At 50.6% G+C, this 23,358-nt stretch carries 21 protein-coding genes; 6 read left to right on the top strand and 15 right to left on the bottom strand.

Going from position 1 to position 23,358, the window contains the following annotated elements; genetic code table 11:
• Window positions 1-750: 750 nt before the first annotated feature.
• A complete protein-coding gene (locus G5B47_RS24935) occupies window positions 751-2,052 on the top strand; it encodes a S8 family peptidase (RefSeq protein ID WP_165104141.1) in 1,302 nt (433 codons plus the stop codon).
• A 95-nt stretch (window positions 2,053-2,147) separates the two neighbouring features.
• On the opposite strand, the gene G5B47_RS24930 is transcribed toward G5B47_RS24935, so the two are convergent.
• The 12 genes from G5B47_RS24930 to G5B47_RS24875 all read right to left on the bottom strand — a co-directional run bounded on the left by G5B47_RS24930 (window position 2,148) and on the right by G5B47_RS24875 (window position 15,576).
• A complete protein-coding gene (locus G5B47_RS24930) occupies window positions 2,148-3,185 on the bottom strand; it encodes an aldo/keto reductase (RefSeq protein WP_165104140.1) in 1,038 nt (345 codons plus the stop codon).
• A 1-nt stretch (window position 3,186) separates the two neighbouring features.
• Entirely contained in the window at window positions 3,187-3,813 is a 627-nt protein-coding gene (locus tag G5B47_RS24925) for an isochorismatase family cysteine hydrolase (protein ID WP_165104138.1), read from the bottom strand.
• 22 nt (window positions 3,814-3,835) lie between these two features.
• The gene (locus G5B47_RS24920; protein ID WP_165104136.1) at window positions 3,836-5,206 is read right to left on the bottom strand and encodes an MFS transporter; all 1,371 of its coding nucleotides are present in this window, start codon (window positions 5,204-5,206) and stop codon (window positions 3,836-3,838) included.
• Window positions 5,207-5,258: 52 nt separating this feature from the next.
• Window positions 5,259-6,122, bottom strand: a complete 864-nt coding sequence (locus G5B47_RS24915) for an alpha/beta fold hydrolase (RefSeq protein ID WP_165104135.1) — start codon at window positions 6,120-6,122, stop codon at window positions 5,259-5,261.
• A gap of 165 nt (window positions 6,123-6,287) precedes the next feature.
• On the bottom strand, window positions 6,288-6,863 hold the full coding sequence (locus G5B47_RS24910; RefSeq protein WP_165104133.1) for a TetR/AcrR family transcriptional regulator: 576 nt from the start codon (window positions 6,861-6,863) through the stop codon (window positions 6,288-6,290).
• A gap of 287 nt (window positions 6,864-7,150) precedes the next feature.
• Window positions 7,151-8,815: an alpha-glucosidase gene (locus tag G5B47_RS24905; RefSeq protein ID WP_165104131.1), complete on the bottom strand. Its 1,665-nt coding sequence runs from the start codon at window positions 8,813-8,815 to the stop codon at window positions 7,151-7,153.
• A 42-nt stretch (window positions 8,816-8,857) separates the two neighbouring features.
• Window positions 8,858-9,694: a carbohydrate ABC transporter permease gene (locus G5B47_RS24900; protein WP_165104129.1), complete on the bottom strand. Its 837-nt coding sequence runs from the start codon at window positions 9,692-9,694 to the stop codon at window positions 8,858-8,860.
• The gene (locus G5B47_RS24895) at window positions 9,694-10,578 is read right to left on the bottom strand and encodes a carbohydrate ABC transporter permease (protein ID WP_165104128.1); all 885 of its coding nucleotides are present in this window, start codon (window positions 10,576-10,578) and stop codon (window positions 9,694-9,696) included. Before G5B47_RS24895 ends, G5B47_RS24900 begins: the two co-directional genes overlap by 1 nt.
• 84 nt (window positions 10,579-10,662) lie before the next feature.
• Window positions 10,663-11,970, bottom strand: coding sequence for an ABC transporter substrate-binding protein (locus G5B47_RS24890; RefSeq protein ID WP_165104126.1), 1,308 nt, complete (start codon window positions 11,968-11,970; stop codon window positions 10,663-10,665).
• Between the two features lie 289 nt (window positions 11,971-12,259).
• Complete coding sequence (locus G5B47_RS24885; RefSeq protein WP_165104124.1) at window positions 12,260-13,252, bottom strand: LacI family DNA-binding transcriptional regulator; 993 nt, start codon at window positions 13,250-13,252, stop codon at window positions 12,260-12,262.
• A gap of 136 nt (window positions 13,253-13,388) precedes the next feature.
• Complete coding sequence (locus G5B47_RS24880; RefSeq protein ID WP_165104122.1) at window positions 13,389-14,357, bottom strand: aldo/keto reductase; 969 nt, start codon at window positions 14,355-14,357, stop codon at window positions 13,389-13,391.
• A 130-nt stretch (window positions 14,358-14,487) separates the two neighbouring features.
• Window positions 14,488-15,576 (bottom strand): glycosyltransferase, encoded by a 1,089-nt coding sequence (locus G5B47_RS24875; protein WP_235950232.1) that lies wholly within the window; start codon window positions 15,574-15,576, stop codon window positions 14,488-14,490.
• Window positions 15,577-15,833: 257 nt separating this feature from the next.
• On the opposite strand from G5B47_RS24875, the gene G5B47_RS24870 reads away from it, so the two are divergent.
• The 4 genes from G5B47_RS24870 (at window position 15,834) to G5B47_RS24855 (ending at window position 19,899) form a co-directional block, all read left to right on the top strand.
• A complete protein-coding gene (locus G5B47_RS24870; protein WP_165104119.1) occupies window positions 15,834-16,631 on the top strand; it encodes an ABC transporter permease in 798 nt (265 codons plus the stop codon).
• Window positions 16,632-16,656: 25 nt separating this feature from the next.
• Complete coding sequence (locus G5B47_RS24865; RefSeq protein WP_165104117.1) at window positions 16,657-17,460, top strand: ABC transporter permease; 804 nt, start codon at window positions 16,657-16,659, stop codon at window positions 17,458-17,460.
• Window positions 17,461-18,471: an ABC transporter ATP-binding protein gene (locus tag G5B47_RS24860; protein ID WP_165104115.1), complete on the top strand. Its 1,011-nt coding sequence runs from the start codon at window positions 17,461-17,463 to the stop codon at window positions 18,469-18,471.
• 183 nt (window positions 18,472-18,654) lie between these two features.
• Window positions 18,655-19,899 (top strand): glycosyltransferase family 8 protein, encoded by a 1,245-nt coding sequence (locus G5B47_RS24855; protein WP_165104114.1) that lies wholly within the window; start codon window positions 18,655-18,657, stop codon window positions 19,897-19,899.
• 81 nt (window positions 19,900-19,980) lie between these two features.
• Here the strand turns inward: G5B47_RS24855 and G5B47_RS24850 are convergent, their stop codons facing one another.
• The 3 genes from G5B47_RS24850 to G5B47_RS24840 all read right to left on the bottom strand — a co-directional run bounded on the left by G5B47_RS24850 (window position 19,981) and on the right by G5B47_RS24840 (window position 22,577).
• Window positions 19,981-20,397, bottom strand: coding sequence for a VOC family protein (locus G5B47_RS24850; RefSeq protein ID WP_165104112.1), 417 nt, complete (start codon window positions 20,395-20,397; stop codon window positions 19,981-19,983).
• 83 nt (window positions 20,398-20,480) lie between these two features.
• A complete protein-coding gene (locus G5B47_RS24845; protein WP_165104110.1) occupies window positions 20,481-21,344 on the bottom strand; it encodes an arylamine N-acetyltransferase family protein in 864 nt (287 codons plus the stop codon).
• Window positions 21,345-21,377: 33 nt separating this feature from the next.
• A complete protein-coding gene (locus G5B47_RS24840; RefSeq protein ID WP_235957324.1) occupies window positions 21,378-22,577 on the bottom strand; it encodes an MFS transporter in 1,200 nt (399 codons plus the stop codon).
• Between the two features lie 183 nt (window positions 22,578-22,760).
• Between G5B47_RS24840 and G5B47_RS24835 the strand changes: the two genes are divergently transcribed.
• Window positions 22,761-23,342: a TetR/AcrR family transcriptional regulator gene (locus G5B47_RS24835; RefSeq protein ID WP_165104107.1), complete on the top strand. Its 582-nt coding sequence runs from the start codon at window positions 22,761-22,763 to the stop codon at window positions 23,340-23,342.
• Window positions 23,343-23,358: the final 16 nt, after the last annotated feature.

The raw sequence follows: 23,358 nt of genomic DNA, 5'->3' as shown, positions 1-23,358 counted from the left end.
TTTTGGCAGGAATTAGGCTCTGGAGGGGAATTTCACGGAAAAAGATGTATACACGCAGGAATCTCCGCCAGTGACCTACTTACCTACACAATTGCCCACTAATTTCACCACCCAATCTTAAACCCCACCTTCTTCCGCCCACCAATCTCAAAACCCACCAAACCTCCTCCCGCCCACACCAATCTATCCCCCTCACTCACAAACTAACTTTCCCCGCTGCCGGTTGCCTTAACTTCTCACTGTGATCATGAAATAGTTACTTCTATTCAGTCGGGTCCGGTTTATAGTAGTTGGCGTTTTTCTGCGAATTTGTAGAATACTGAGACACTTCAGTTCAGCCTCGCCCCCGGGGTATAGTATCTGTCCCATTTTCCTGCAAACCTGCAGGTTTGTCAGGTGAGTTTCGCGTTGGGAGAAGGAAAAGATGCGATCGTGCATCCTTTCGAGCCTACGAACCGCCAACGGGGAGATAGGAGGAGAATTGCCTGCACTTTGGCAGGAATTGGGTTCGGGGGGAGAACTCCCACGAAAAAAGATGTATACACGCAGGAATCTCCGCTCCGTTACCGCCCCAAGCGGCCTACTAGCTGATTCTCCGTCTCTTCCCGGAGCGGCCGGCGGCTTCAATCTGGCGGCCACGGCCGCTTTTTTTGAACATCGCTGGCTTTTGGCTGTGCCCATATCCTGGTCCCATAGATCGCACCCATAGGCGGATTAGTGCATAAAATGCACTGCGAGGTGAGACCAACTATGAACGGACAGATTTGGCCGCAGCAGCATGCCGCGAAGCTTCATCGGCCCTTGAGGCGAAAGATTCGACAGTTGTCTAAATCCGGCGGCTCCAAGCCGGCGGCGATTCCGGTCATTATTCAACTGAAGCACCCAATAACGCCGGCCCGGCTCCAGGCCCTAAAGCGGCATGCGGGTTCGCATGCGCTGCCGGTACTGCACAAGCTTCCCCTGCTTCAATCGATAGCTACCCGGATTTCGATGGACTGTCTGAAGCGGATGTGCTGCTGCGGCGGGGTGAGGAAAATCTATCTGGACGGAATCAAAAAAACGTCGCTCCATATAGCGACGCCTTCGATCGGTTCTACTGCGGTTCAACGAAAAAAGGGGCTTACCGGAAAAGGGGTAAACATCGCCATCCTGGACACCGGCGTCTTCCCCCATCCGGATCTGACCCGGCCCATTAACCGGATTATTGCCTTTAAGGACCTCGTCAACCATAGGCGAACTCCTTATGACGATAACGGCCACGGGACGCATACGGCCGGGGACGCCGCAGGAAACGGCTGGTCGAGCAAGGGTAAATACAAAGCCCCCGCCCCGGAAGCGGGCATTGTCGGCGTCAAAGTGCTGGATCAAGACGGCAACGGTTACGATTCGACGATAATCAAGGGGATCGAGTGGTGCATCGCCAACCGGAAACGGCTGAAGCTGCGTATACTTTCGATGTCGCTGGGCGGCCCAATTCAATCTCCCTGTTCCGACGATCCCTTATGCCAAGCCGTGGAGCATGCGGTCAAGGCCAGGCTCACCGTTGTGATCGCGGCCGGAAACGACGGGCCGGGGTACGGGACGATAGAAACCCCCGGTAACAGCCCGTCGGCCATTACGGTCGGAGCGGTAAACGACCGGCGCACTCTCCTCCAGGCGGACGACCGCATTGCATGGTTCTCCAGCAGAGGACCGGTACCGGGCGGCGGCAAAAAGCCGGATTTGGTCGCACCAGGCGAATCGATCATCTCGCTGCGGGCCCCATGCTCCAAGCTTGACCGTGAATCTCCTTATTTAAGAGTCGGTAAAAAATACTTCACGCTCTCCGGCACCAGCATGTCTACGCCCATCGTCTCCGGGGCGGCCGCGCAGCTGCTTCAGAGCAGACCTTCTCTCTCGCCCCTGCAGGTGAAAACATTGCTTAAAAAGAATACCTTCCGCCTCAAGCTGAACGCCAATACCGCCGGAAGCGGCGAAGTTAATGTCAGATTTCTACTATCATGCCGGAAGCGGCCCCGACCAGTCACTTTCAGGAAATCGGGGCGCCATTAAGCTCTTCCGGCTAAAACTTACAGATACCAATTTATGTGAACGCTTTTGAAGCCTTTCAGCCTCTGAAAGCGGAAAAGTATAATCCGTTCTCCCTGTTAAGCCCGCCGTCTGCTCGCCGCATCCATCCAATTCGGAATCCAGCCCCGCTCCAAATCATCGAGTGTCTTCCCTGGAGCGACAATCGTATCAATGGCATCAAGCAATTCAGAGCTTAACCGGACATCAGCGCCAGCGAGCGATCCTTGAAGCTGTTCCAGAGTGCGCGGTCCAATAATGGTAGATGTAATGGACGGGTGCGCTTGGGTGAAAGCGACAGCCATGTGGGCAAGGGAGATTCCGGCCTCGGCGGCAAGTCCTTGCAGCTCGTTAATGATTTCGAACTTCACGCGATTTTCTTCACGGGTCGGGTCCACGACTTTTCCCAGTACGCTTCCTTGAAAACGGACAGCACGGGAATCTGACGAAGCGGCTTGACCTTTGGCGTATTTTCCGGTGAGCAAGCCTCCTGACAGCGGACTCCATACCAGAACGCCCATGCCGTATTTTCTCGCCACTTCAAGAACATCAAGCTCAATGCTGCGGTTCAGGATGGAATAAGGAGGCTGCTCGCTTGTGAAACGCGCCAGATTGCGGCGTTCGCTTACCCCTTGCGCTTCGGCAATCTGCCAAGCCTGAAAAGTGGAGGAGCCGATATAGCGGATTTTCCCTTCCTGGACAAGATCGGTTAATACGCCAAGCGTCTCTTCAATATCGGTTTGCGGGTCCGGACGATGAAGCTGATAGAGGTCGATATGGTCCGTTTGAAGCCGGCGCAAGCTGTTTTCGACTTCCTGTCTGATCCACAACCTTGAGCTTCCGCTTTGATTCAGCCCTTTTCCCATTGGCATTCCGACTTTGGTCGCAAGCACTACCTCGTTACGCCGGCCCTTTAACGCTTTCCCGACAATTTCTTCTGAAGCGCCGGCCGAATAGACGTCAGCGGTGTCAATGAAGTTGATGCCATTACCGATAGCGGTATCCACGATCTGGATGCATTCCTCTTCGTTCGTGTTTCCCCATGCTCCAAATGCTCCTGTCCCCAAAGTAAAATTGCTTACTTTTAGGCCTGTTCGTCCCAAATTCCGGTATTCCATATCAATTACCTCCCAAGGCTTTAATCAGTTCTTCTGTGGCAAAAATCTCATGGACGATAGTCGGACCGTTGATCTCATGGGCCGCATGCATCGCCTCCCGGCTGAAGGCCGCCGTCGCATCTTTTACGAGCGTGACATGGTATCCGAGCTCCATTCCGAATCTCGCCGTTGATTCAATGCATGTGTTTGCCAGCATGCCGATTAGAATAATTTTGCTGATGCCATGCACTTTAAGCTGGTGATCGAGGTCCGTATTCGCAAAGCCGCTCTGAGACCAATGCTCTTTAATGATGATATCCCCCTCCTGCGGCTGGAAATCGGGGTGGAACTCGCCGCCCCAGGTGCCTTTGGCAAAAGGCTGGGCTTTGGCTGAAGCGAGCTGATAAGGAGTCGGATATTTCCATGTTGAAAAATCTCCCGGTTCAAAGCGGTGATGCGGTACGAAAAACACCTGTATGCCCGCCTCCCGGACCGCCGCCACAATTTCTTTCAAATGCTCCAGCATATTCACCGACTCCGCCACTTCTTTGGCATAGGGGTAGAGCTTGCCTTCGGAAGCCAGGAAGTCGTTATACGGGTCCACCAGCAGAAGTCCTGTATCCGCGCTGTCATATTTTTTGTCCGTCATTTTAAACACTCCTTATTGATAATTATGAATTCATTAACCCGCGATCCCGTTGTCCATATTTATGAAGCAAGTACAAGGAAATGAGGGGCAGCACGCAAAGTCCGAGATAAATGTTTTGAAATACGCTGGCCATCTCTGTTCCTTTTTGCAGCACAATCAGCATCCCCGTAATGCCTACCCCAAACGCGCCTCCGAAGAAGCCGCCCAGCTGGTTCATACCCATACCCGCCCCCATATGTTCTAAAGAGAGATAATGTGATATTTCATTGGAATTACTGGCGGTCAGACTGGAAAATCCTAGACTCATAAAGAAATAGCTGATGAGAACGCCGTAGACTGATAGATTTGCCACCGTTGCGAACAAGACGACAGACAGCAGCAGAAAGAAGGCTCCCCATCTGGAGACGATTCCGTTTCCCATCCGGTCGATGATTTTTCCTATTTGTCTTGAGGCAAACGCCGTAATAATCGCACCTGGGAATATAATCAATCCGATTTCCATCGGACTTCGGTGAAAGACTTGAGCCAGCAGGATCGGCATAGCGAACAGCGTGGCAAAATTGATGAAATACGAGGTGAAGCTGATTGACAGCAGTTGTCTGAACCCTTTCTGGCGAAGCAGCTCCGGATGGATAAACGGCGAACGGATTCGATTGATATGCCGCCACAGCAGCCCCATCGTAATTAAACTGATGAAAAGCGGCCAAGGAGCAAAAGTCGTAACGAACAGCAGAAGCCCGGTAATCGATACCGCTACCAGCACGCTTCCGGCGAAATCGAAATGAACGGTTTTTTTCTCTTCCATAGGCACATGTCTGTTAAAAATGGGAGTGATGAACAAGACCACGGCGGTCATGGCAAAAAGGAAGTTCCATCCGAGATACTGGGTCAGGGCTCCCCCGACCACCGGTCCCAATCCGAATCCAAGCGATGTGCCTGAAGCAATGAAGGACATGGCGCTGCCCCTGCGCTCCTTTGGAATATACCTGGAGAACAACACGTACCCAAGCCCCGGAAAAGCCGCTGCACCTATGGCCTGAAATATTCGGGCGGTCATTAATAGAATAAAGGAATGCGCGAAGTAACCGAGCAATGAGGCCAGCACCAACAACAAGGCGCCGAACAGAACCAGCTTGCGAATCGGTAAAAAATCGGACAGCCGGCTGTAAGTAATGGTTGCTATCCCAAAAATGATGGAATATGCGGTGACTATCCATGAAGCGATCGTTGGCGATAACGAAAACTCATGGGCAACTCTGGGCAAAGCCACGTTGAACATCGTCGTATTCATGACCACAAGCATCGCCGCCAAACTCCAAAAGGGGACGATCAATTTCTCATTAAATGACTTCTCTCTTGTTTCAAGTATCTCTATTTCAGTTATGGCTTCCATAAAAAAACCTCCCACTCCCATATTCCTCTTATAAGAAAGTCCGAGTAAATCCTTACTCGCTTAAAAACGCGGAGACATGCAGGACAAACCGTTCAGGATATTGAAACAGGAATCCGTGCCCGGAGTCGGGATAGAGTATCAACTGGGCATTCGGTATATGCTGCGACATAATAAAGGAATTGATGGTCGGAGCCATGATATCGTTATCACCGTTCGCGACTAGAACAGGCTGTTTAATCTCAGCCAAACGGGGATAGGCTGTATCCGGTCCGGCAGCGAAACCGATCAGTGCTTGTGTCTGCGCATTTATGGTTTCAGCTGTAACCAGCGGCGCGCGATCCGTCTTTCTCCATTGAAGACGCTCCAGATACTCACGGCCTTTGGCCTGACTGGTTTCTGTCGGCTCGAAGAACAGGAATAAGAAATCTTTATCCTCATTAACAGGCGTGGTCATCACTTCAAACACTCCGTTTCTCGATCTTTCGGTGTCTTCGCCCGCTCCGGGTCCTGTTCCGGCAAGAATGAGACGGCGAATCAGGTCCGGACGCTTCAGCGTCACATGCTGCACCACCATGCCGCCCATTGAGAACCCGATTAAATCGACTTGTTTAAGACCAAGCGCTTCAATAAAAGTGATCGCATAGTCGGCCATATCAGGGACGTTATTAGGTGTAACCCCTGTAGACAGTCCCACACCGGCGCTGTCGAACAGGATAACGGTTCTCTCCTTGGCGATGCCGTTAACAACAGCCGGGTCCCAGTCATCCATCGTGCCCCGGTAACGTTGGCAGAACACAAGCGAAACTTCGGACTCCGCTCCGAACTTGCGGTAGGCGAAGGTGATTCCTCCGGCTTCCACGTAAGAGGTTGGTACAGTCTCCGCGGTCAACGCGCTTAATGCTTCTTGATTAATCATCGATAATCTCTCCTTTTGTTCTAACGGTTTAAATAGCGGTGCAGCAGATGGGTTCTGAACAAACGCATTACTTTTATTCATTGGAACTCCTCCCATATGGTTACTATGAAGGTCAACAGCGCTCCATCTTTTGAGAACGATCATTCTCAAATTATTAAAAAAAATTTAATCCAATATAGCCAGCGTCATGTCGATAATGCTTTCCAGCTTCTGTCTGTCTTTGGTTGTCTTCACCAAAACCCTAAGGCCCGTCAGCGCATTGAACAGATATTGGGAAAGCTGCACCGGATCGTGCTTTGCGGAAATTTCCCCGATGGCCTGACCTTGGGTGATCAGCTCGCACAGCAGTTCCTCTGTCTCGGCAAAATAGTCGCTGACCTTGGCGGCCGCTTCCGGGTCGAGCAACGACAGCTCGCACGCCGTATTGACGGTCAGACATCCTTCGGGCCGGATATCCCTCACGCTAACTACCATATCGAATATGGCGCGGATCGCCTGCTTCGGGGAAGCCGCATCCTGAACACGGGTCTTGAGTGAAGCACTCACTTTCTCATGATACCGCTCCAAGGCTTGCATAAATAAAGCGTGCTTGTCTCCGAACGTATCATACATGCTTCGTTTATGAACGCCCATTGTCTCCACAAGGTCTTTCATCGAAGTCTTCTCATAGCCTTGACTCCAGAACAACCGCATCGCTTTCTGCAGCACCGCATCCACATCAAATTCTTTGTTTCTCGCCATAATTCTTCACCCCGCCTCCTTGCAAAGCCATCATAGCATATTGAGAACGATCGGTAAAGAATTTTTCAGAAAAATTTTCTGCCGCTTCATCCGCCGCTTTCCAAACGAATAGCCTGTCCGCATCTTCTTGCGGACAGGCTTCTTTTCGGCAAGGGGCGTGCCCCTTGTCAATATTTTTATTTTGTACAGCTGCAGGATCAGCTTCGAGGGGTATTTGTTCAGATTCAATTTTGCAATGACGCTGTTCTTCGAATTCATGATACCGTATGAAAAGAGTAACTTCCGCCCTAGCCCCGTTCCGCCTTGCATATCAAAGCCTCGTATGGCTTCAGCACGCATTCCTGATGTTCTTTCAGATTGGACAAAATAACCCGGCCGATGGCTGGTTCGGCAAACGCAAGGCTCTTGTCCGTAAAATTGCATAATACCGTCCACTCCTCATTACCCAAGGTCCGGACATAGCCGCCGATCTCCTCAGAATCCTTATAAATCTCCCGATAGCCGCCGTAAATCAGCGCTTTATTCGCGCGGCGGAGCCGGATCAGCTTCCGATAGAAATACAGAATCGAATGCTCGTCCCGCAGCGACTGCTCTACGTTAATCGACGTATAGTTCGGATTCAAAGACAGCCACGGCTCCCCGGATGTGAATCCGGCCATCGGCTCCGGACTCCACTGCATCGGCATCCGCCCCTGATCCCGGCTTCTCTTCGCCAGATGGTTCAGGATGTCACCCTCGGGCCTACCCAAGGCCGTTTCGAAAGTGTGAAAATTGATGCTTTCAATATCCCGGTACTCCTCTATCGAATCAAAGTAATGATTGGTCATGCCAATCTCCTGCCCTTGATAAATAAAAGGAGTTCCCTTCATCAGAAAATAGTAGGCGGCCAGCATTTTGGCCGATTCCTCGCGGTAACGCCCGTCGCTGCCGAATTTCGAAACCGAACGGACATGGTCATGATTCTCCATGAACAGCGCCATCCATCCCTTGCCCTCCGTCTCCGTCTGCCATTTGGACAGGGCGTGCTTGAACTCCGTTAGCTTCCAGGAGTGATAGATTCCTTTGGCCGCCGGTTTGACATCCAGATCCACATGATCAAATTGAAAAATCATATTAAAAACGCCGCTCTGCTCATCCACATAATCATGAATCTGTTCAATCGGAACGCCGGGCGCCTCGGCGACAGTCATCACATTGCGCGGTTCCAGCACCTCCCGTTTCATTTCATGCAGAAAATCCAGAATGCCGGGTTGATTCAGGCAAGCTTCAGCGAGCGGAGCATAGCGGCGTTTGTCTTCCGTCTTCAGATTCGGGAATTGCTGATCCTTTTTAATAAACGTAATGGCATCGATGCGAAATCCGGCAATTCCCTTGTCGATCCACCATTCCATCATGGAGAAAATATTCCGGCGAACCTCGGGATTCTCCCAGTTCAGATCCGGCTGCTTTCTGGAAAAACAGTGCAGATAATATTCCTGCGTCTGCTCGTCATACTCCCAGGCGGAACCTCCGAAATTGGATTCCCAGTTGGTCGGCTCCTCCCCGTCCGAGCCCGGCCTCCATATATACCAGTCGCGTTTCGGACTATCCTTGGAGCTGCGCGATTCCACGAACCACGCATGTTCATCCGAGGTATGGTTCGCCACCAGATCCATGATGATACGGATGCCGAGGGCTTCCGCCTTGGTGATCAGTTCCAGCATATCTTCCATCGTTCCGTATTCAGCCTGCATTTTATAGAAATCCCGGATGTCGTACCCGTTATCGTCGTTGGGCGAGTCGTAAACCGGACAGATCCAAATGACGTCGATGCCCAAATCGCTCAAGTAGCCGAGACGGCTGATGATGCCGCGAAGATCGCCTACTCCATCTCCGTCCGAATCCTGAAAGCTCCGGGGATAAATTTGATAAACGACACTTTCCTTCCACCAGTTGGGGTCTCTGTTTTCCATAGCTCCACACTTCCTCCATGTTTCGCATTTTTTATCTGTACTTTATTTGATCGCTCCCTGGCTCACGCCCCGGATAATATAGCGCTGTCCGAACAGATAGGCGACGAGAATCGGCAGAATGGTCAGCAGCAGGGCGGGAATCAGCAGCTCCCAGTTGTTCATGTACGTGCCGTTGAAGACCTTCATTTTGATCGGCATGGTGAAGTCCTGTTCTTTCGTAAGCACCAGAGACGGCAGCAGGTAGTCGTTCCAGATCCACAGTACATTAAGGATGGCGATTGTCACGGAGGTGGGAACGAGCATCGGCAGCACTATTTTGAAAAATGTCTGCGCCCGAGTGCATCCGTCCAGCAATGAAGCTTCTTCCAGCTCATAAGGGATCGATTTGACGAACCCGTGGTACATGAAGACGGAAAGGGCGCTCCCGAAGCCGATATAAAGAATAATGAGCAGCGGAATCGGCGCGGCGTCGATCCAGTGAAGCTTGGCCCCGTAAATATAAATCAATGGAATCATGATGGATTGAAAAGGAATAATCATCGAAGCGACCATCAGGGCAAAGAGCCCGTTATTGAACTTGGTCGGACGTCTAACCATGTAATAGGCGGTCATGGCCGCGAATATGCCGATGAACAGAACGCTTAAGAATGTAACGACAACCGTATTCCGGAACGAGACAAAGAAATTCATCTTATCGACAACTTCGGCAAAATGTCCGAAATTCAGGCTGGTCGGAAGGGAAAAAGGACTTTCGAGTATTTCTCCGTTGTTCTTGAACGAGTTGACGACCATCAGGAAGAACGGAAAGACAAAGAGAACGAAGGAAACGGCCAGCAGCAGATAAGTCAGGAACGAGACGACCTTCTTTCGGGCTTCCATCAGGCGGCAACCTCCATTTTCTTGCTGAAATAGACTTGCAGTCCCGTAATAACCGCGACAATGACGAACAGCACAATCGCCTCGGCTTGACCGACACCGTAAATATTTTCGATAAAAGCCTTTTGAACGACATGCATTGATACCATCGTCGTACTGCCATATGGCCCGCCCTCAGTCAGGGAGTAGTTCACATCATAAACCATAAAGGCATTTTTCAAGGTTAAAAAAACCGTAACGACAAAGGACGGAACCATCAGCGGCAAAGTAACGTTTCTCAAGCGCTGCCAGGCGTTTGCCCCGTCGATCGTGGACGCCTCCATTACGTCTTTCGGCACATTGATCAATCCTGCGACGAAAATAATCATCATATACCCGGCCGATTGCCAGATCGTCACGATAACGATGGCCCAGAAAGCCAGATGCTCGTCACCCAGCCAGCCCAGCCGCAGCCACTCGATTCCAAGCTTGTCGCCAATGGACGGAAGCGTCTGCACGAAAATAAACTGCCAGATATAGCCGAGGATCAATCCGCCGATCAGATTGGGCGTGAACAGCGCCGTCCGGAAGAAATTTTGCATCTTAACGCCGGAAGTCACCAGAAAAGCCAGAATAAAGCCCAGGATATTGATGATCAGGACCGTTGCGACAACAAATTCAACCGTTAGCCACAAGGATTCCCAGAACGCGGTATCCAAAAATGCCGTTTTATAGTTGCCGAAGCCCGAGAACTTGATCGGATTAATGGGAGAGGTCATGTCCGTCAGCGTCAGGTACAGCCCATAGGCGAAAGGAATCAGTACAGCCAGAGCAAAGAACAGGATCGTGGGACCGGTAAAAAACAGCTGGTGGCCCAGCGACTTCAGCCGGCTTTTTTCCGTTATCATAGGTATGGCTCACCCCTAAGCGATTATAGTTGAGGAAAAGAGCGGGCCGTCCCGCCCTTTTCCCATTGTTTAACGATGGAAGGATTATTTCTGGTTTTTGTAATAGGTTTCGATGGCTTTGGCCAAATCGGTGCGGGATTCTTTCTTCGCGATGTATTTCTGGACATCCGGCGCCAGGATGCTGCCCCAATCCTCAACCTTCACATAGTTGGAGCTGAACGGCAGCGTCTTGCTTGATTGAATCGCATCCGCGATTGCGCTTCCGAGCGGGTTCGTCACTTTATTCGGATTGTTCTTGAATGCGGAGACCACCTGGGCTTGATTAACCAGGAAATCCTGCCCTTTCTGGTCGTACACGATCCAGTTCAGGAACTTCTTCGCAGCCTCCTGCTGGGCGGGCGTCGCCGCTTTGTTGATGACCAGAATATTGGTCGGCCCGGCAGCGATTTTATTGTTCAGCGGATTGTCAGGATTGTTATCAACCGGTACCGGAATAAAGCCGAAGGACTCACCTGAAACCGCCTTCAGGGAATCGAAGGCCCAGTTCCCGTTAAACAAGATGGCCGACTCGCCTTTGCCTACGCTAATATGCGCATCGTCGTAGTATTTGCCGAGTGGACGTTCGCCGTATTTGTTGTACTGGGGGGAGGTAAGCAAATCCAGCGTATCGTAGTAACCGTTCCACACCGGGTTGCTCGCCAGGTCGAAGGTTCCGGCCTTCAATTGTTCCACAATCGTACCCGGATCTTCAGCCTGATTGAGGAACTGCGTGCTGTAATGGTTCGCCACCGACCAGTTCTCCGTCTGGTAAGCGACTGGATATTTGACGCCGGAAGCCTGGATTTTGTCCAGAAGCGCTTTCAATTTATCGAGAGTGTTGATGGAATAAGGATCAAATGCGCCTCCAACCGCTTTTTCCACAACGCTTTTGTTGTAGACGAGCCCAAAGCCTTCGATGGAGAACGGGAAGCCGGCGACTTTGCCGTTCGCGTCTTTCACGCCGTACACCGTATCGGCATTCCACTTCTCACCGGAAAGATCGATGCCGAAATCCTTGTATTTGTTGACGATCGCATCAGGGGCCATCATCGCCAAGGTCACGGTTTTGCCGGAAGCCGTCAGTTTATCGAGCAAATTGACCGTCTCGCCCACTGCTCCCGAAACCGCTTCCACCTCAATGTCTGGATTTGCCGCCATAAAATCTTTGGCCGCCTGCTGCCACTGGGATGCGATCTCGCCTTTTCCGTTCGTGATGATGATGCTGACTTTCCCGTCTTTGGAGCCCGCTTCCGGACTGCCCGCAGCCGATGAACCCGATTCATTGGAGCCGCCGCAAGCCGTCAAGGCCACAGCCATAAGAAGAACGAGGAATAAAGCCAATGTCTTTTTCAAATGAAACCCCTCCATTAATGTAAATGGTACAATCCCTTGCAGAACAATTGGTAACGTTCCCAATTTCACAGATCAAATCCCGCTTACCAATTCTCTGAAGTGATTATGGATATACTATATCATCCTTTGGTAACGGTTTCAACAACTATTTATTATGTGTCAATCAGATAATCAGGCTGATCGCTTGAAAACGACTATTCACAGGCCCTCGGCACACCATATTAATACGCATTTATTGGTAACGTTCCCAATTCAACAAAAGACAATCCGCAGCATCCACCTTTTCCTATCAAGTGGATTGACGGATGATCAATTCGACGGGAAGCTCATACACCGCCGCCCCGGGGCCGGTTTGATTCAGAATGTCCAGAAGAACCTCCCCCGCTTTCTTCCCCATTTGCTCAATGGGCTGCCTGATGGTGGTGAGTCCCGGATCAAGCACTTCCGCTATGGGCTGATCATCAAAACCGATAACCGCCAAATCCCGGGGAATGGATAAGCCGGCTTTTTTCGCGGCCAACATCAGCCCTCCGGCAATTTCATCGCTCCCGGTAAATACAGCCGTCGGACGGTCCTTCATCTCAAGGAGCTGCTGCATCGTTTGTTTGCCGTCCTCGATCGTATGCTTATCGACCAGAATCCAGTTCGGATTGACTTGGATGCCGGCTTCCGCCAGCGCCTTTTGATACCCCATATTCCGGTCCCTGTCTTTTCCGAAATCGGTAAAGAGCCCCCCGGTGCAATAAGCGATCTTGCGGTGGCCACGATCGATTAAATGCTTGACGCCGATGTAAGTGCCTTGATACTGATCCACTCTGATCATAGGGACATCCGCTCTGTTGATATATTCGTTGCACAGCACAATCGGTCCGTACTCGGTATAAGGCTTGATGTCCTCCCAATCATTTTCTATTGATGCCATAATGATTCCGTCCGCCTGCTTGGTCTTCAGCAGATTCAGATAGGATAATTCCTTCTCTTTATCCTCGTTCGTCTGGCAGATCAGGGTCTGGTAGCCTTTCCAGTAACCGACCTGTTCGATGGCGTCCACCAGATAGGAAAAAAACGGATTCACGATCTTCGGCACGACGACCGCGATAGTTGTGGCGAGCTGGCCTCTGAGTCTTCTCGCAGAAGGATTTGGCGTAAAGCCAAGCTGCTCCATGGCCTTCAGGACCTGTTCCTTCTTGTCCGGGGAAATATGGGGATAATTATTGATCACCCGGGAAACAGTTGTCTTGGACACTCCCGCCAGGCGGGCCACATCGATTATGGTTGTCATCCGCTGTATTCACCTCTCTTAGGCAAAGTGTTGAAACCAGTTTCAATCATTCTACCTTAAATCCGGACAATGCGAAAGGCGCAAAATAAAGCCGCCGGACACCCAAAAGTGTCCAAAGCGGCTTCATCATACCGAATCAGTTATAGAAATTGCGGACCCACCGGTGCGCTTTCAGCTTGGCGAGCTGGTCCTGGGGAAGCCCCAAACCGTCGCCGATCTTCATATTCCGTTCCACATTGGTAACGGAGCGCATGCCCGGAATAACCGTCGAAACGGCCGGGCTGCTGAGCACATAGCGCAGCGCCGTTTCGGCGATACCGTCCACGGAGATATTAAGGTCGGCGGCAATGCTCTGCACCCGCTCATACACCTCACGCTTGCGGTCACCCCTGAAATAATGATTGCGGAAATCGCCTTGCTCGAAGGTCGTTTCCGGCGTGATTTTTCCGGTTAACCCGCCTTCATCCAGCGCAACCCGGACGATCACCCCGATATTATGCTTCTCGCAGGCCGGCAGCAGCTCGTCCTCCGGACTTTGTTCAAAAATATTATAAATCACCTGCACCGTATCAACGAGACCGCTTTCAATCAGCTTGATCGCATTGCTTGGCTGATAGTCATTGATGGAAACGCCGAAGAAGCGGATCTTCCCCTGTTCCTTCAGCTTCTGCACGCCTTCCAGCCAGTCCCCGGTGCCGATCCACTCATCCGACCAGACGTGGAACTGCTGAACATCAATCGTCTCCAGCCCCAGATTGCGCAGGCTCTGCTCCGTGCAGGAAATGACATGCTCCTTCGTGAACGTCTCTTGGGCCGGCACACCGCTGCGCGCGGGCCATTGTCTGTTCTTCGGCGGGATCTTGGTCGCCACATAAATGCTCCCCGCATGCTCCCGGACGACTTGTCCGACCAGCTGCTCGCTGTGACCGTCCCCGTATCCGAGCGCCGTATCGATAAAATTCAAACCGAGCTCAACCGACCGGTTCAGCGCACCCAACGATTCTTGATCATCCGCGCCGATCCATGACGTCTTTCCGATTCCCCAGGCTCCAAAACCGACTTCAGATACTTTCAGACCCGTTCTTCCAAGCGTTCTGTAGTTCATAAGTTCCCTCGCCTTCTTTTATCATAAATTTACCATTGCAAACTCCAGTATAGCACAGGGAAATACAAAGCTTAAAGCCGCCGGACACACGTTAATCCCTTGTGTTTACCGGCGGCCCGCACAGCACTCCCTATTTCTTTCTTCCGATTACCTGCTCGATGGCCTGCTTCATCACCCGGCCCGACCGGTCCCAGGAAAGTCCGAGCGCAACCTTGCGTCCCTGCTGCCCTTTTCTCTTGCAAAGACGGGGATTCTGATAGGCGGTTCTCATCTGCTTTTTGAGGCTTTGCAGCCGGGGCTCCGCCCATAGCTGCCCCTGCTGCGCGAACAGTTCATGAAATTTGCGCGATATGGCGTGTCTGCTTCTCATGCTAACCGCCGGGTTCTGAAGCATGTACTCCACCAGAAATGAATTTTGGCTGTTCAAGAAATCCATTTGGCCTCCCCATCCAGTGGCTATAACCGGAATACCGCTGGCCATTGCTTCAAGAAACGGCAGACCTACGCCTTCTCCTCTGGTTGGCAGAACAAAAGCATTTCCCAGCGTAAACATTCCTTTCATCTGTCCGGGAGTGAGCTGTCTGCCGATGATCTTGACGGGAGCGGTGCTTTTGCCATAACCGAGTTTTTTCTTGTAGCCGGCAATTCGCTGCTTGATCCAGGCCTCATTCTCACGGGAACTGTAGCCGTTGGTCTTGATTACAAGCAGCACGGAATCGCTGGCGGAGAACTCCTCCCAATAGGCCCGAAGCAGCCCTTCCGGATTCTTGCGGTGCTGAAATCCAAAGACGGATACAAATACGAATCTCCCTTTGCTCTCCGGGATGTTCAGCTTGGGATTGCCCGGACGGTATCCCTTCGCATCCACGCCATGGGGCACGATGAAGATTGGAACCCTAACTCCGCTCTTTAGGAGGGCTTCCTTGTTATGACGCGTAGGCACAAAGACCGCATCAAATTTATTCATGTGAGGCTTCCAGCTGTTCGGAATCCGCGTTGTCTCCCAGACGGTGTTGAGGATCACATAGTCGTAATGCTTTCTCTCTTGTTTGACATGGACATGGTGCGGCGGGTGATGGCAGATCAGCACTTTCTTGACAGCTGAACGCCGGGCTCCCGGGCGCTTTAACGCTCCGGCGCCAACCTGCACTTCCACACCTTGCCGGCGCAGCCCCCGCACATAGGCACGGCTGGCGATACCCAGCCCGCTCTTTTTCATAACAGGACCTCTCCACTCACAACGGTATTTGTTCATCATTCCCCTCTTTTCTTTTGCCGGACTCCTATCGTCCTTCTTATTGCAGCCTAAAGGTTATGCCGTTGGATTAGGATATGCAGGGTATCCTTCGGAAGGTGCCGGCCGAGAATGTTATAAAGCTTTTTCCGAAAAATTTGAAAGCCCCGGCGACTGATCAATGCTAAAATATCGAAATGCATTTACTGGTTGAATCATCCATTTAGGGGGAGAGTGGTGCTGTGGGGAAATATGCTGCTTATACGATAACCACGCTGAAAAACACGCAGGTCTATAAGTTCGATTTGCTGCTTCGCGTAGTGAACTCTTTTATTTTGGTAATCGCTTTCAGGGAAGCGTGGAAGGCCATTTACGAGAACGGGCAAGGCCTCGTCCTGTCCACGGGTGTGACTTCGCAGGGAATGCAGACTTACGCAATGCTCTCCGTCATCCTTTTCGCCCTCCTCCCCCCTTCCATCTCTTATGAAATCAGCGACAAAGTCAGAGACGGCTCCATCGTGTTCGATATGCAGAAGCCGTGGGACTATGAATGGATGCACTTCTCCAAAGCGGCTGGCGTCTTCGTGTTCAACATGATTTATGCGGTTATCCCGCAGTTGATTGCGATCCTGCTGTTCTTCCCCGTCGATTATCCGGCCGGCCTGCAGGCTGCCGCTTTCGCGGCAAGCGTTCTGCTTGCTTTTCTGCTGTCCTTCTTGATCAATTTTATCGTCGGCATGACGGCTGTCCTGTTTACGGAGACGTGGGGGATCGATATGTTTAAGACCGTTATCACCGACATTTGTTCCGGCGCGATGGTTCCGCTCTGGTTCTTCCCGGACGCGGTCGCCCGGTTCCTCTCCTGGCTTCCTTTTCAGGGAATCTTCAATATTCCTTTGTCCTTGTTTATCGGAAAAATAACGGGAACCGCCATATGGGAGCAGCTTGCCTTTCAGGCGGCGTGGTGTCTGGCCCTGCTGCTGCTGAGCAGGCTGATTCTTGCGGGGGTCCAGCGGAAGCTGGTCATTTCGGGAGGTTAAAACACAGGGTGAGGAGTGTGTCCCATTGATCGGCAGACATATCAAGCTGTATCTTGCCATGCAATCGGCAAATTTGCGCTCGCACATGGCCTATCCGCTGAATTTCGCCATCGGTGTGCTGAGCATTACGTTTCTCGGGCTGTCCTTCATTCTGGTGTCTTGGGTCATCACTCAGAAGGTCCCGATCATTAACGGCTGGAGTACATATGAACTCATCTTCATGACTTCGCTCTGGCGGACGACCCACGGCATCTTCATCGCTTTTTTTGTGCAATGCTGGTTTCTCGACTCGCTGATCCGGAACGGCGAATTTGACCGTTTTCTCGTAAGGCCGCTAAACCCGCTGTTCTCCTTCGCCGCCTTTAACATTCAAATCTACGGATTCGGCGATATGCTGGCAGGCCTGATCGGGCTCGCCATATCCATGGCTCATATTCCGGACTGGACGGTTGGGAAGATCGCCTACCTGCTGGTCATCGTCATTAGCGGCGCAGCCATCGAATGGTCACTGCAGATGCTTATTGGCTGTATGGTGTTTTGGACGCTGCAGGGCGGGGCGATGCGCCATATTCTGGATCAGCTGCTTGCACAGTTCACGCGTTATCCGCTGTCCATTTATAACCGCAGCTTGCAGGTTCTGCTGACTTTCATTCTGCCTGTCGCGTTCATCAGCTACTATCCTTCTTCCTTTTTACTGGGAAACCGGCCGGACGGCGCATTCTCTCCCTTGCTAATTTATTTCACGCCGCTGGTGGCGCTGCTCTTGGTGTTGGTCACTTACTTCGTATGGACAAAAAGCTTAAACGCTTATAAAGGAGCGGGATCTTAATTGGACATTATCATAGCGGACCATTTAGTGAGACAATTTCATACCAGGAAAAAGCCGGAAGGCTCATTCAAGCTCCTCAAATCCGTCTTCTCCATGAAAAAGGAGACCAAAAATGTAGTCGACCGTGTATCATTCACCGTACGCAAAGGGGATATCGTCGGCTATATCGGCCCAAACGGAGCCGGAAAATCGACCACCATCAAGATGCTGTCGGGCGTACTTGTACCCACTTCGGGAACCGTTCATGTCAAAGGGTTGGAGCCGCATAAGAACCGCAAGCAGCACGCGGGAAATATCGGTGTGGTGTTCGGACAGCGGACCCAGCTCTGGTGGGACTTGCCGCTAATCGAATCCTTCAAGCTCCTTGGCAAAATATACGATGTTCCCGAGGATCGCTTCCGCCGCAATCTGGAGATGTTCACCGATATTCTCGACATGTCGTCTTTCCTTTCGACGCCGGTGCGCCAACTCAGCCTCGGGCAGCGAATGCGCGGGGATATTGCCGCAGCTCTGTTGCATGAGCCGGAAATTCTTTTTCTCGACGAACCGACAATAGGACTTGACATCATGGCCAAGGAGAAAATCCAATCCTTTCTGCAAAAGATCAACAAAGAGAAAGAAATCACCATCATCTTAACGACGCACAACATGGACGACATCGAAAAATTATGCCATCGAGTCATCTTCATCGACAAAGGACAAATCCTGTTCGACGGCAGTACGGAGGTCATGACCGCCGAGTTCGGAGGTTTTCGCTATCTAGTAGTGGATGCGCCGACTTGGGACGAAGCCGCCTGGAACGGGCCGCCTGTCGAACGGAGGGAAGACAGCCAGCTGTTCTTCCGGATTGAAGACGATAAGCAGGTCGCCCCCATGATCAAGCAGCTCACCGACCTGATCGATATCCATAATCTGACCGTCCAGGAGCCCAAAATCGAAGACGTAATTAAACAGTTATACGGAAACAACGGAAGCCCGCATTTGAAACCACAGCAACAGCAGACTCTTTAATATAGAATGAAACTGCACAGTGATAGCGGCTGTGCAGTTTTTTTATGCAGATTTCGTTTAGAGGAATCGGGCTCCTGCAGATAAATTGGGTTAATTGCTTGGTGAAAATGCCCTAATCCCCCGGTACTCCGCAAACGTATATTATGGTACATTCCCACAAATAACGTAATGGAGGATAATCCGATGATCGAACTGGTCTTGGCTTTTCAGGATAAGGATGGGAAGTACGCCGAGCATGCCGGAGTCGTTCTGGCGTCCGTATTACACAATACGAGCGCCCCCGTTAATGTTCATATTTTGCATGATGAGACTTTAACCGAAGATAACAAGCAGCGGCTGCTGGATTTGACTACCGACTATAACGGAACGATCCAGTTTTATTACATCACTTTACCCGAGGACATGCTTCAGGTAATGAAGGGAATCGCTTCGATTGGCATCTGGACGGAGGCCTGCATGTACCGCCTGCTTCTCCCCGCAATCATACCTGCAGACAAAATGATTTATCTGGACTGCGATGTATTGGTGAATCTGGACATAGAAGAATTGTGGCAATCCGATTTGGGAAATTATGAGTTGGCCGCCGCCAAAGATCAGGGCATCATGGGGATCCCCCAGATTATCAGCTCGAAGGGGCTGAATCCGGATCATTATTTTAACTCGGGGGTTATTGTATTTGATTTAAATCGTATTCGCAGCCATGAGAATTGGTACGAAGAAACGCTGAATTTTCTGCGAAATTACCCCGATACGGCCATGCCCGATCAGGATGCCTTGAATGCCGTGTTCGGGGGGAACTATCTTCCGCTCGACTTGCGGTTTAATTCGTTTAGCGCGACCATCACGGATTATGATTTTAATAATAAAATCGTCCATTTTGCCGGTGAGGATAAATGCTGGAAGGAGGATTCCCCAGGTTGGAAACTGTACCAGTATTACCTTGACCTGACGCCTTGGGGAAAACGTCAATCTGGAAAAACGGCGGAAAACAGAGTTCCGAAATGGGTGCCCGCTGAAGCGCCCCGGATTGAAATGCATCCGGTTCAAGTAAATCCTTTTCAAGTGAATCCTTTTCAGCTTCGTCTCGCTCCGGCGCTTCCAGCTCTAGCTCCAGCTTCTGCTCCGGCGCTCCCGGCTGCAGCAAAGAGAAAAACCAAAAAACGCAGAACGAAGAGTATGAAGAGATACCGGAAACGGATGTATGGCTCAGCTTCAAAAACCACTTTGAGACGAACAGTAAAGAGGGTTTCTCAGGCAAAACCCGTCTCCAAAAAAAGAGGCCGCATGAAAGGCAGACGAACGAAGACGGTTCTGGTTTCTTTTGACAGTTTGAAATGGGTCAGAACAGGCGGAGGCCAGGGCTATTATGATCATCAAGGCGTAGAGATCAATCCGGCGCTGTTTCTGCCGGCAAGAACGCTGAATTAACAAGAAAAGCCGCGGTCACATGGACGCGGCCTTTCGTTTGTCATGCGGAGCGACGGGACTCCTCAACCGTAACTCTATCTGCTATACTTCACCATGGTTGAACTGCCAAGTCACGCCGAACTTGTCCGACAGACTTCCGTAACATTTGCTCCAAAAGGTTTCTTGCAGCTCCATGCCTACTTGTCCGCCTTCTTTAAGCCCTGCAAAAGCGGATTTCAAGGCATCGATGTCGTTAGACACAAGCGCAAGGCTGATATTACTGCCTACTGTAAATGGCATACCGGGGAACACATCGGAAAACATCACATGGCTGCCAAAGATGTCAAGCTGGGCATGCATGATCAAGTTTTTCGCTTCGTCCGGGAGCGGGTATTCCGGGTTGGGAGGCGCTTCCCCAAACGTCATCAGATTAGGTTTCTCCGTCCCGAATACCTTGGCGTAGAATTCTACAGCCTCTCGGCAATTGCCATTAAAATTCAGATAAGCGTTAACAGCCATTGAGCAAGCTCCTTTATTTTAAATTTGTTATTTCCATAATACATCATGTCTTAAAGAGCAATCAAATAAACCATGCAGCCGTCTTAGTTTCCCTTCGATTTTTTCCATTCTTCATGGTTTTTCAGTACCTTCTTCCATAAATCATCCCGTTCCAGGCTGGAATAGTTAACCAGGTGTTCACCAAAAATCTCCCCTAGTACCTCAAGCCAATGGGATTTTGTAAGTATTTCGGTTGTCTCAACATTCCTGTTCTCCCGCTTGCTCCAGATACAACCTCTAAGCTCATTGCCTCCCGCAGCGTGCCGTTGCCTGATAAGAAACAGATTCAACCATGGCGAATCCGCTGACCGGCTGTAATAATCGTGTTTCATCTTAAACTCTTCCATATCAAGCACAACCTCAGGCGCATAATCCACTCCGGGAAACGAGGACAGAGGATCATGTTCCAATCTCCAACCGTTCTTAACTACAGCAGACTCCTTAACCCTATATGTAAAAGGGCCCTGCTCATAGGCTCCTGCATGAAGCGGCAGCGGTTCATATGGCATATCGCCCAGGCCAACATCTATGATCCATCTCTCCTCCTCTTGCTCATCTTTCGCCATATTAACAGTTAATCCAAGGTGAAAAGAGTCTACCCGAGGCTCTTGTCCCGAAGGCTGGACGCCGGCCCTATGCCAGGAAACCTTATAGCCCAAGGAACGGAGGAGTGTGCTAAACGCTCCATTGAGGTGAAAACAATAACCGCTTCGGCGGTTGATCATAAGTTGTACAGATTCTCTGACATCAATGGAAACCGGTCTTCCGGCAAAAATATCGACAGTTTCCCATGGAATATTTTTCACATGAGCTCTGTGAAGTTCAATTAAAAAAGATTTGGTAGGCAGCTGAATCTCGTTAATCCCTAATCTTTTTAAATAAGCCTGTATTTCTTCTTTCGATAACATTGATTCTATTGTCGCCCCCATTATAACAGCATGCTAAGATTTAGGCATAAAGCGTCTGGTTAAAAACCAAAAAAGTAAAGCAATGATACTGACTGAGGCACCCAGCACACACACGCCGGTCCACCCAAAGTATGCGAAGACTGAAGTTGAGGTAATCGCACCAGCGGCGCTTCCGATGGAATAGAAGATCATGTACCCTGCAGTAAGACGGCTTCGAGCCTCTGGGCGTACACGTAAAATCATGGATTGATTCGTAACATGCACAGCCTGCACCGCGAGATCCAAAGCGATAATTCCTACAACCAATGCCCACAATGAATGTCCGGTAAAACCGATAGGCAGCCACGATCCCACTAAAACTGTCAGAGCTATGCCGGTCGTTCGCTGTCCCAGACCTCTATCCGCCAGTTGTCCCGCCCTTGCCGCAGCTAACGCTCCCGCCGCGCCCGCGAGACCAAACAACCCGATAACGGTATGTGAAAGCGACAGCGGTGGTGCGCTGAGCGGCAGCACAAGTGAACTCCACAATATGCTAAACGCAGCAAAGATCAGCAAACAGATTACAGCACGGATTCGCAATATAGGCTCCTGAACGAACAGGAGGAACACCGAGCGTAACAGCTGCTGATAGGATATTGACGTCTTTAATTTTTCATTATGCGGCAGAACCTGGAACAGCACAATAGCCATTAACAGTGTCAATCCCGCCGAGACAAAATAGACCGTACGCCATCCCCCGATGTCGGATAAAATGCCAGCGGCGGTACGCGCCAGCAGAATGCCAATCACTACACCGATTGTCACCAAGCCGACCGCACGTCCACGATCAGATGGTGCAGCCAAAGTCGCCGCAAACGAAACAAGCACTTGCACCACGACGGCAAACATTCCGACGACAGCCATTCCCGCCAACAGTACGATGCTGTTAGGGGCAATACCTACCGTGAACAATCCTAATACAGAGATCAGCATCATACCGGCAACCAGGCGGCGCCGATCCACTAAATCGCCAAGCGGTACCAACAATAGAAGACCTAACGCATAACAAATCTGAGTGACTGTAATGATCATGCCAATGTGCGCATGACTGATTCCGTATTCTTTCGATATCGCGTCAAGCAGCGGCTGCGCAAAATAAATGTTGGCGACCGCCAGTCCGCAGGTGGCCGCAAACAACAGCGTGACTGAACGTGAAAGCGACGGAGCGGATTTTGAATCTTCAAGCTTCTCCAAATGGCACACTCTCCTTAGGGATTCATTCGCACAATATGTATCGATCAGCATATTATACCGATCAGTAAATAATGATGCTGGGAATATATAATAAATGAGCTAACGCTGTCAATGATTTGACAAATATATTGAGACAATCGTAAAATCATACTGTACTGTTCGTTATGAAAAAGGAGTGTTATTATGGTGCGGCTCCGTGAGTTTGATGAGCAGAAGGCATTGGAAGCAGCTATGCATCAATTTTGGGAGAAAGGATATGAGGCAACCTCGTTAAGCGATTTGACCTCCAGAATGGGTATCCAACGGCCAAGCCTTTATTCAGCATTTGGGGACAAGAAGCAGCTATTTGAAGCTGCGCTTCGAAAATATACTCAGAATCACGCTTCATTTGTTAATTCACAGCTTCAAAAAACTCCATCCGTTAAAGAAGCGTTTTGTTCCTTTTTTGAAGGGGTTGCGGCCAAAGAATACGAAGAAAATCTCAATCGGGGATGCTTTTGCATCAATACCATGGTGGAGCTGGCGCCCCATGAACCAAAATTTGAAATTCTGACAAGAGAACATCAAATGTATCTATCCGCAATATTTCAAGAGGAGATTGAACGAGGCATCCAATCTGGCGAGATTACTAATGACACCCATGCAGCAGCTTTGGCCCATACCCTCGTCGTATCTTTAATCGGACTTACTGTGATGATGAAATCTCGCCCCGATCGATCATTTATAGACCATTCAATTGAGACCATACTTACATTGATAAAATAAAGAACCCGGGCCATCA

The sequence above is a fragment of the Paenibacillus apii genome (assembly GCF_011043685.1).
Taxonomy (GTDB): domain Bacteria; phylum Bacillota; class Bacilli; order Paenibacillales; family Paenibacillaceae; genus Paenibacillus_AQ; species Paenibacillus_AQ sabinae.
The sequence above is the reverse complement of the archived record's forward strand: the minus strand, read 5'-3'. Positions and strand labels throughout refer to the sequence as shown.

Bases quoted from the DNA above. Each gene is read 5' to 3' on its own strand.
- G5B47_RS24905 (WP_165104131.1), bottom strand. From the start codon at position 8,815: ATGGAAAACAGAGACCCCAACTGGTGGAAGGAAAGTGTCGTTTATCAA.
- G5B47_RS24845 (WP_165104110.1), bottom strand. From the start codon at position 21,344: ATGTTATCGAAAGAAGAAATACAGGCTTATTTAAAAAGATTAGGGATT.
- G5B47_RS24855 (WP_165104114.1), top strand. From the start codon at position 18,655: ATGATCGAACTGGTCTTGGCTTTTCAGGATAAGGATGGGAAGTACGCC.
- G5B47_RS24910 (WP_165104133.1), bottom strand. From the start codon at position 6,863: ATGGCGAGAAACAAAGAATTTGATGTGGATGCGGTGCTGCAGAAAGCG.
- G5B47_RS24925 (WP_165104138.1), bottom strand. From the start codon at position 3,813: ATGACGGACAAAAAATATGACAGCGCGGATACAGGACTTCTGCTGGTG.
- G5B47_RS24880 (WP_165104122.1), bottom strand. From the start codon at position 14,357: ATGAACTACAGAACGCTTGGAAGAACGGGTCTGAAAGTATCTGAAGTC.
- G5B47_RS24920 (WP_165104136.1), bottom strand. From the start codon at position 5,206: ATGGAAGCCATAACTGAAATAGAGATACTTGAAACAAGAGAGAAGTCA.
- G5B47_RS24885 (WP_165104124.1), bottom strand. From the start codon at position 13,252: ATGACAACCATAATCGATGTGGCCCGCCTGGCGGGAGTGTCCAAGACA.
- G5B47_RS24915 (WP_165104135.1), bottom strand. From the start codon at position 6,122: ATGATTAATCAAGAAGCATTAAGCGCGTTGACCGCGGAGACTGTACCA.
- G5B47_RS24900 (WP_165104129.1), bottom strand. From the start codon at position 9,694: ATGGAAGCCCGAAAGAAGGTCGTCTCGTTCCTGACTTATCTGCTGCTG.
- G5B47_RS24895 (WP_165104128.1), bottom strand. From the start codon at position 10,578: ATGATAACGGAAAAAAGCCGGCTGAAGTCGCTGGGCCACCAGCTGTTT.
- G5B47_RS24835 (WP_165104107.1), top strand. From the start codon at position 22,761: ATGGTGCGGCTCCGTGAGTTTGATGAGCAGAAGGCATTGGAAGCAGCT.
- G5B47_RS24930 (WP_165104140.1), bottom strand. From the start codon at position 3,185: ATGGAATACCGGAATTTGGGACGAACAGGCCTAAAAGTAAGCAATTTT.
- G5B47_RS24875 (WP_235950232.1), bottom strand. From the start codon at position 15,576: ATGAAAAAGAGCGGGCTGGGTATCGCCAGCCGTGCCTATGTGCGGGGG.
- G5B47_RS24935 (WP_165104141.1), top strand. From the start codon at position 751: ATGAACGGACAGATTTGGCCGCAGCAGCATGCCGCGAAGCTTCATCGG.
- G5B47_RS24850 (WP_165104112.1), bottom strand. From the start codon at position 20,397: ATGGCTGTTAACGCTTATCTGAATTTTAATGGCAATTGCCGAGAGGCT.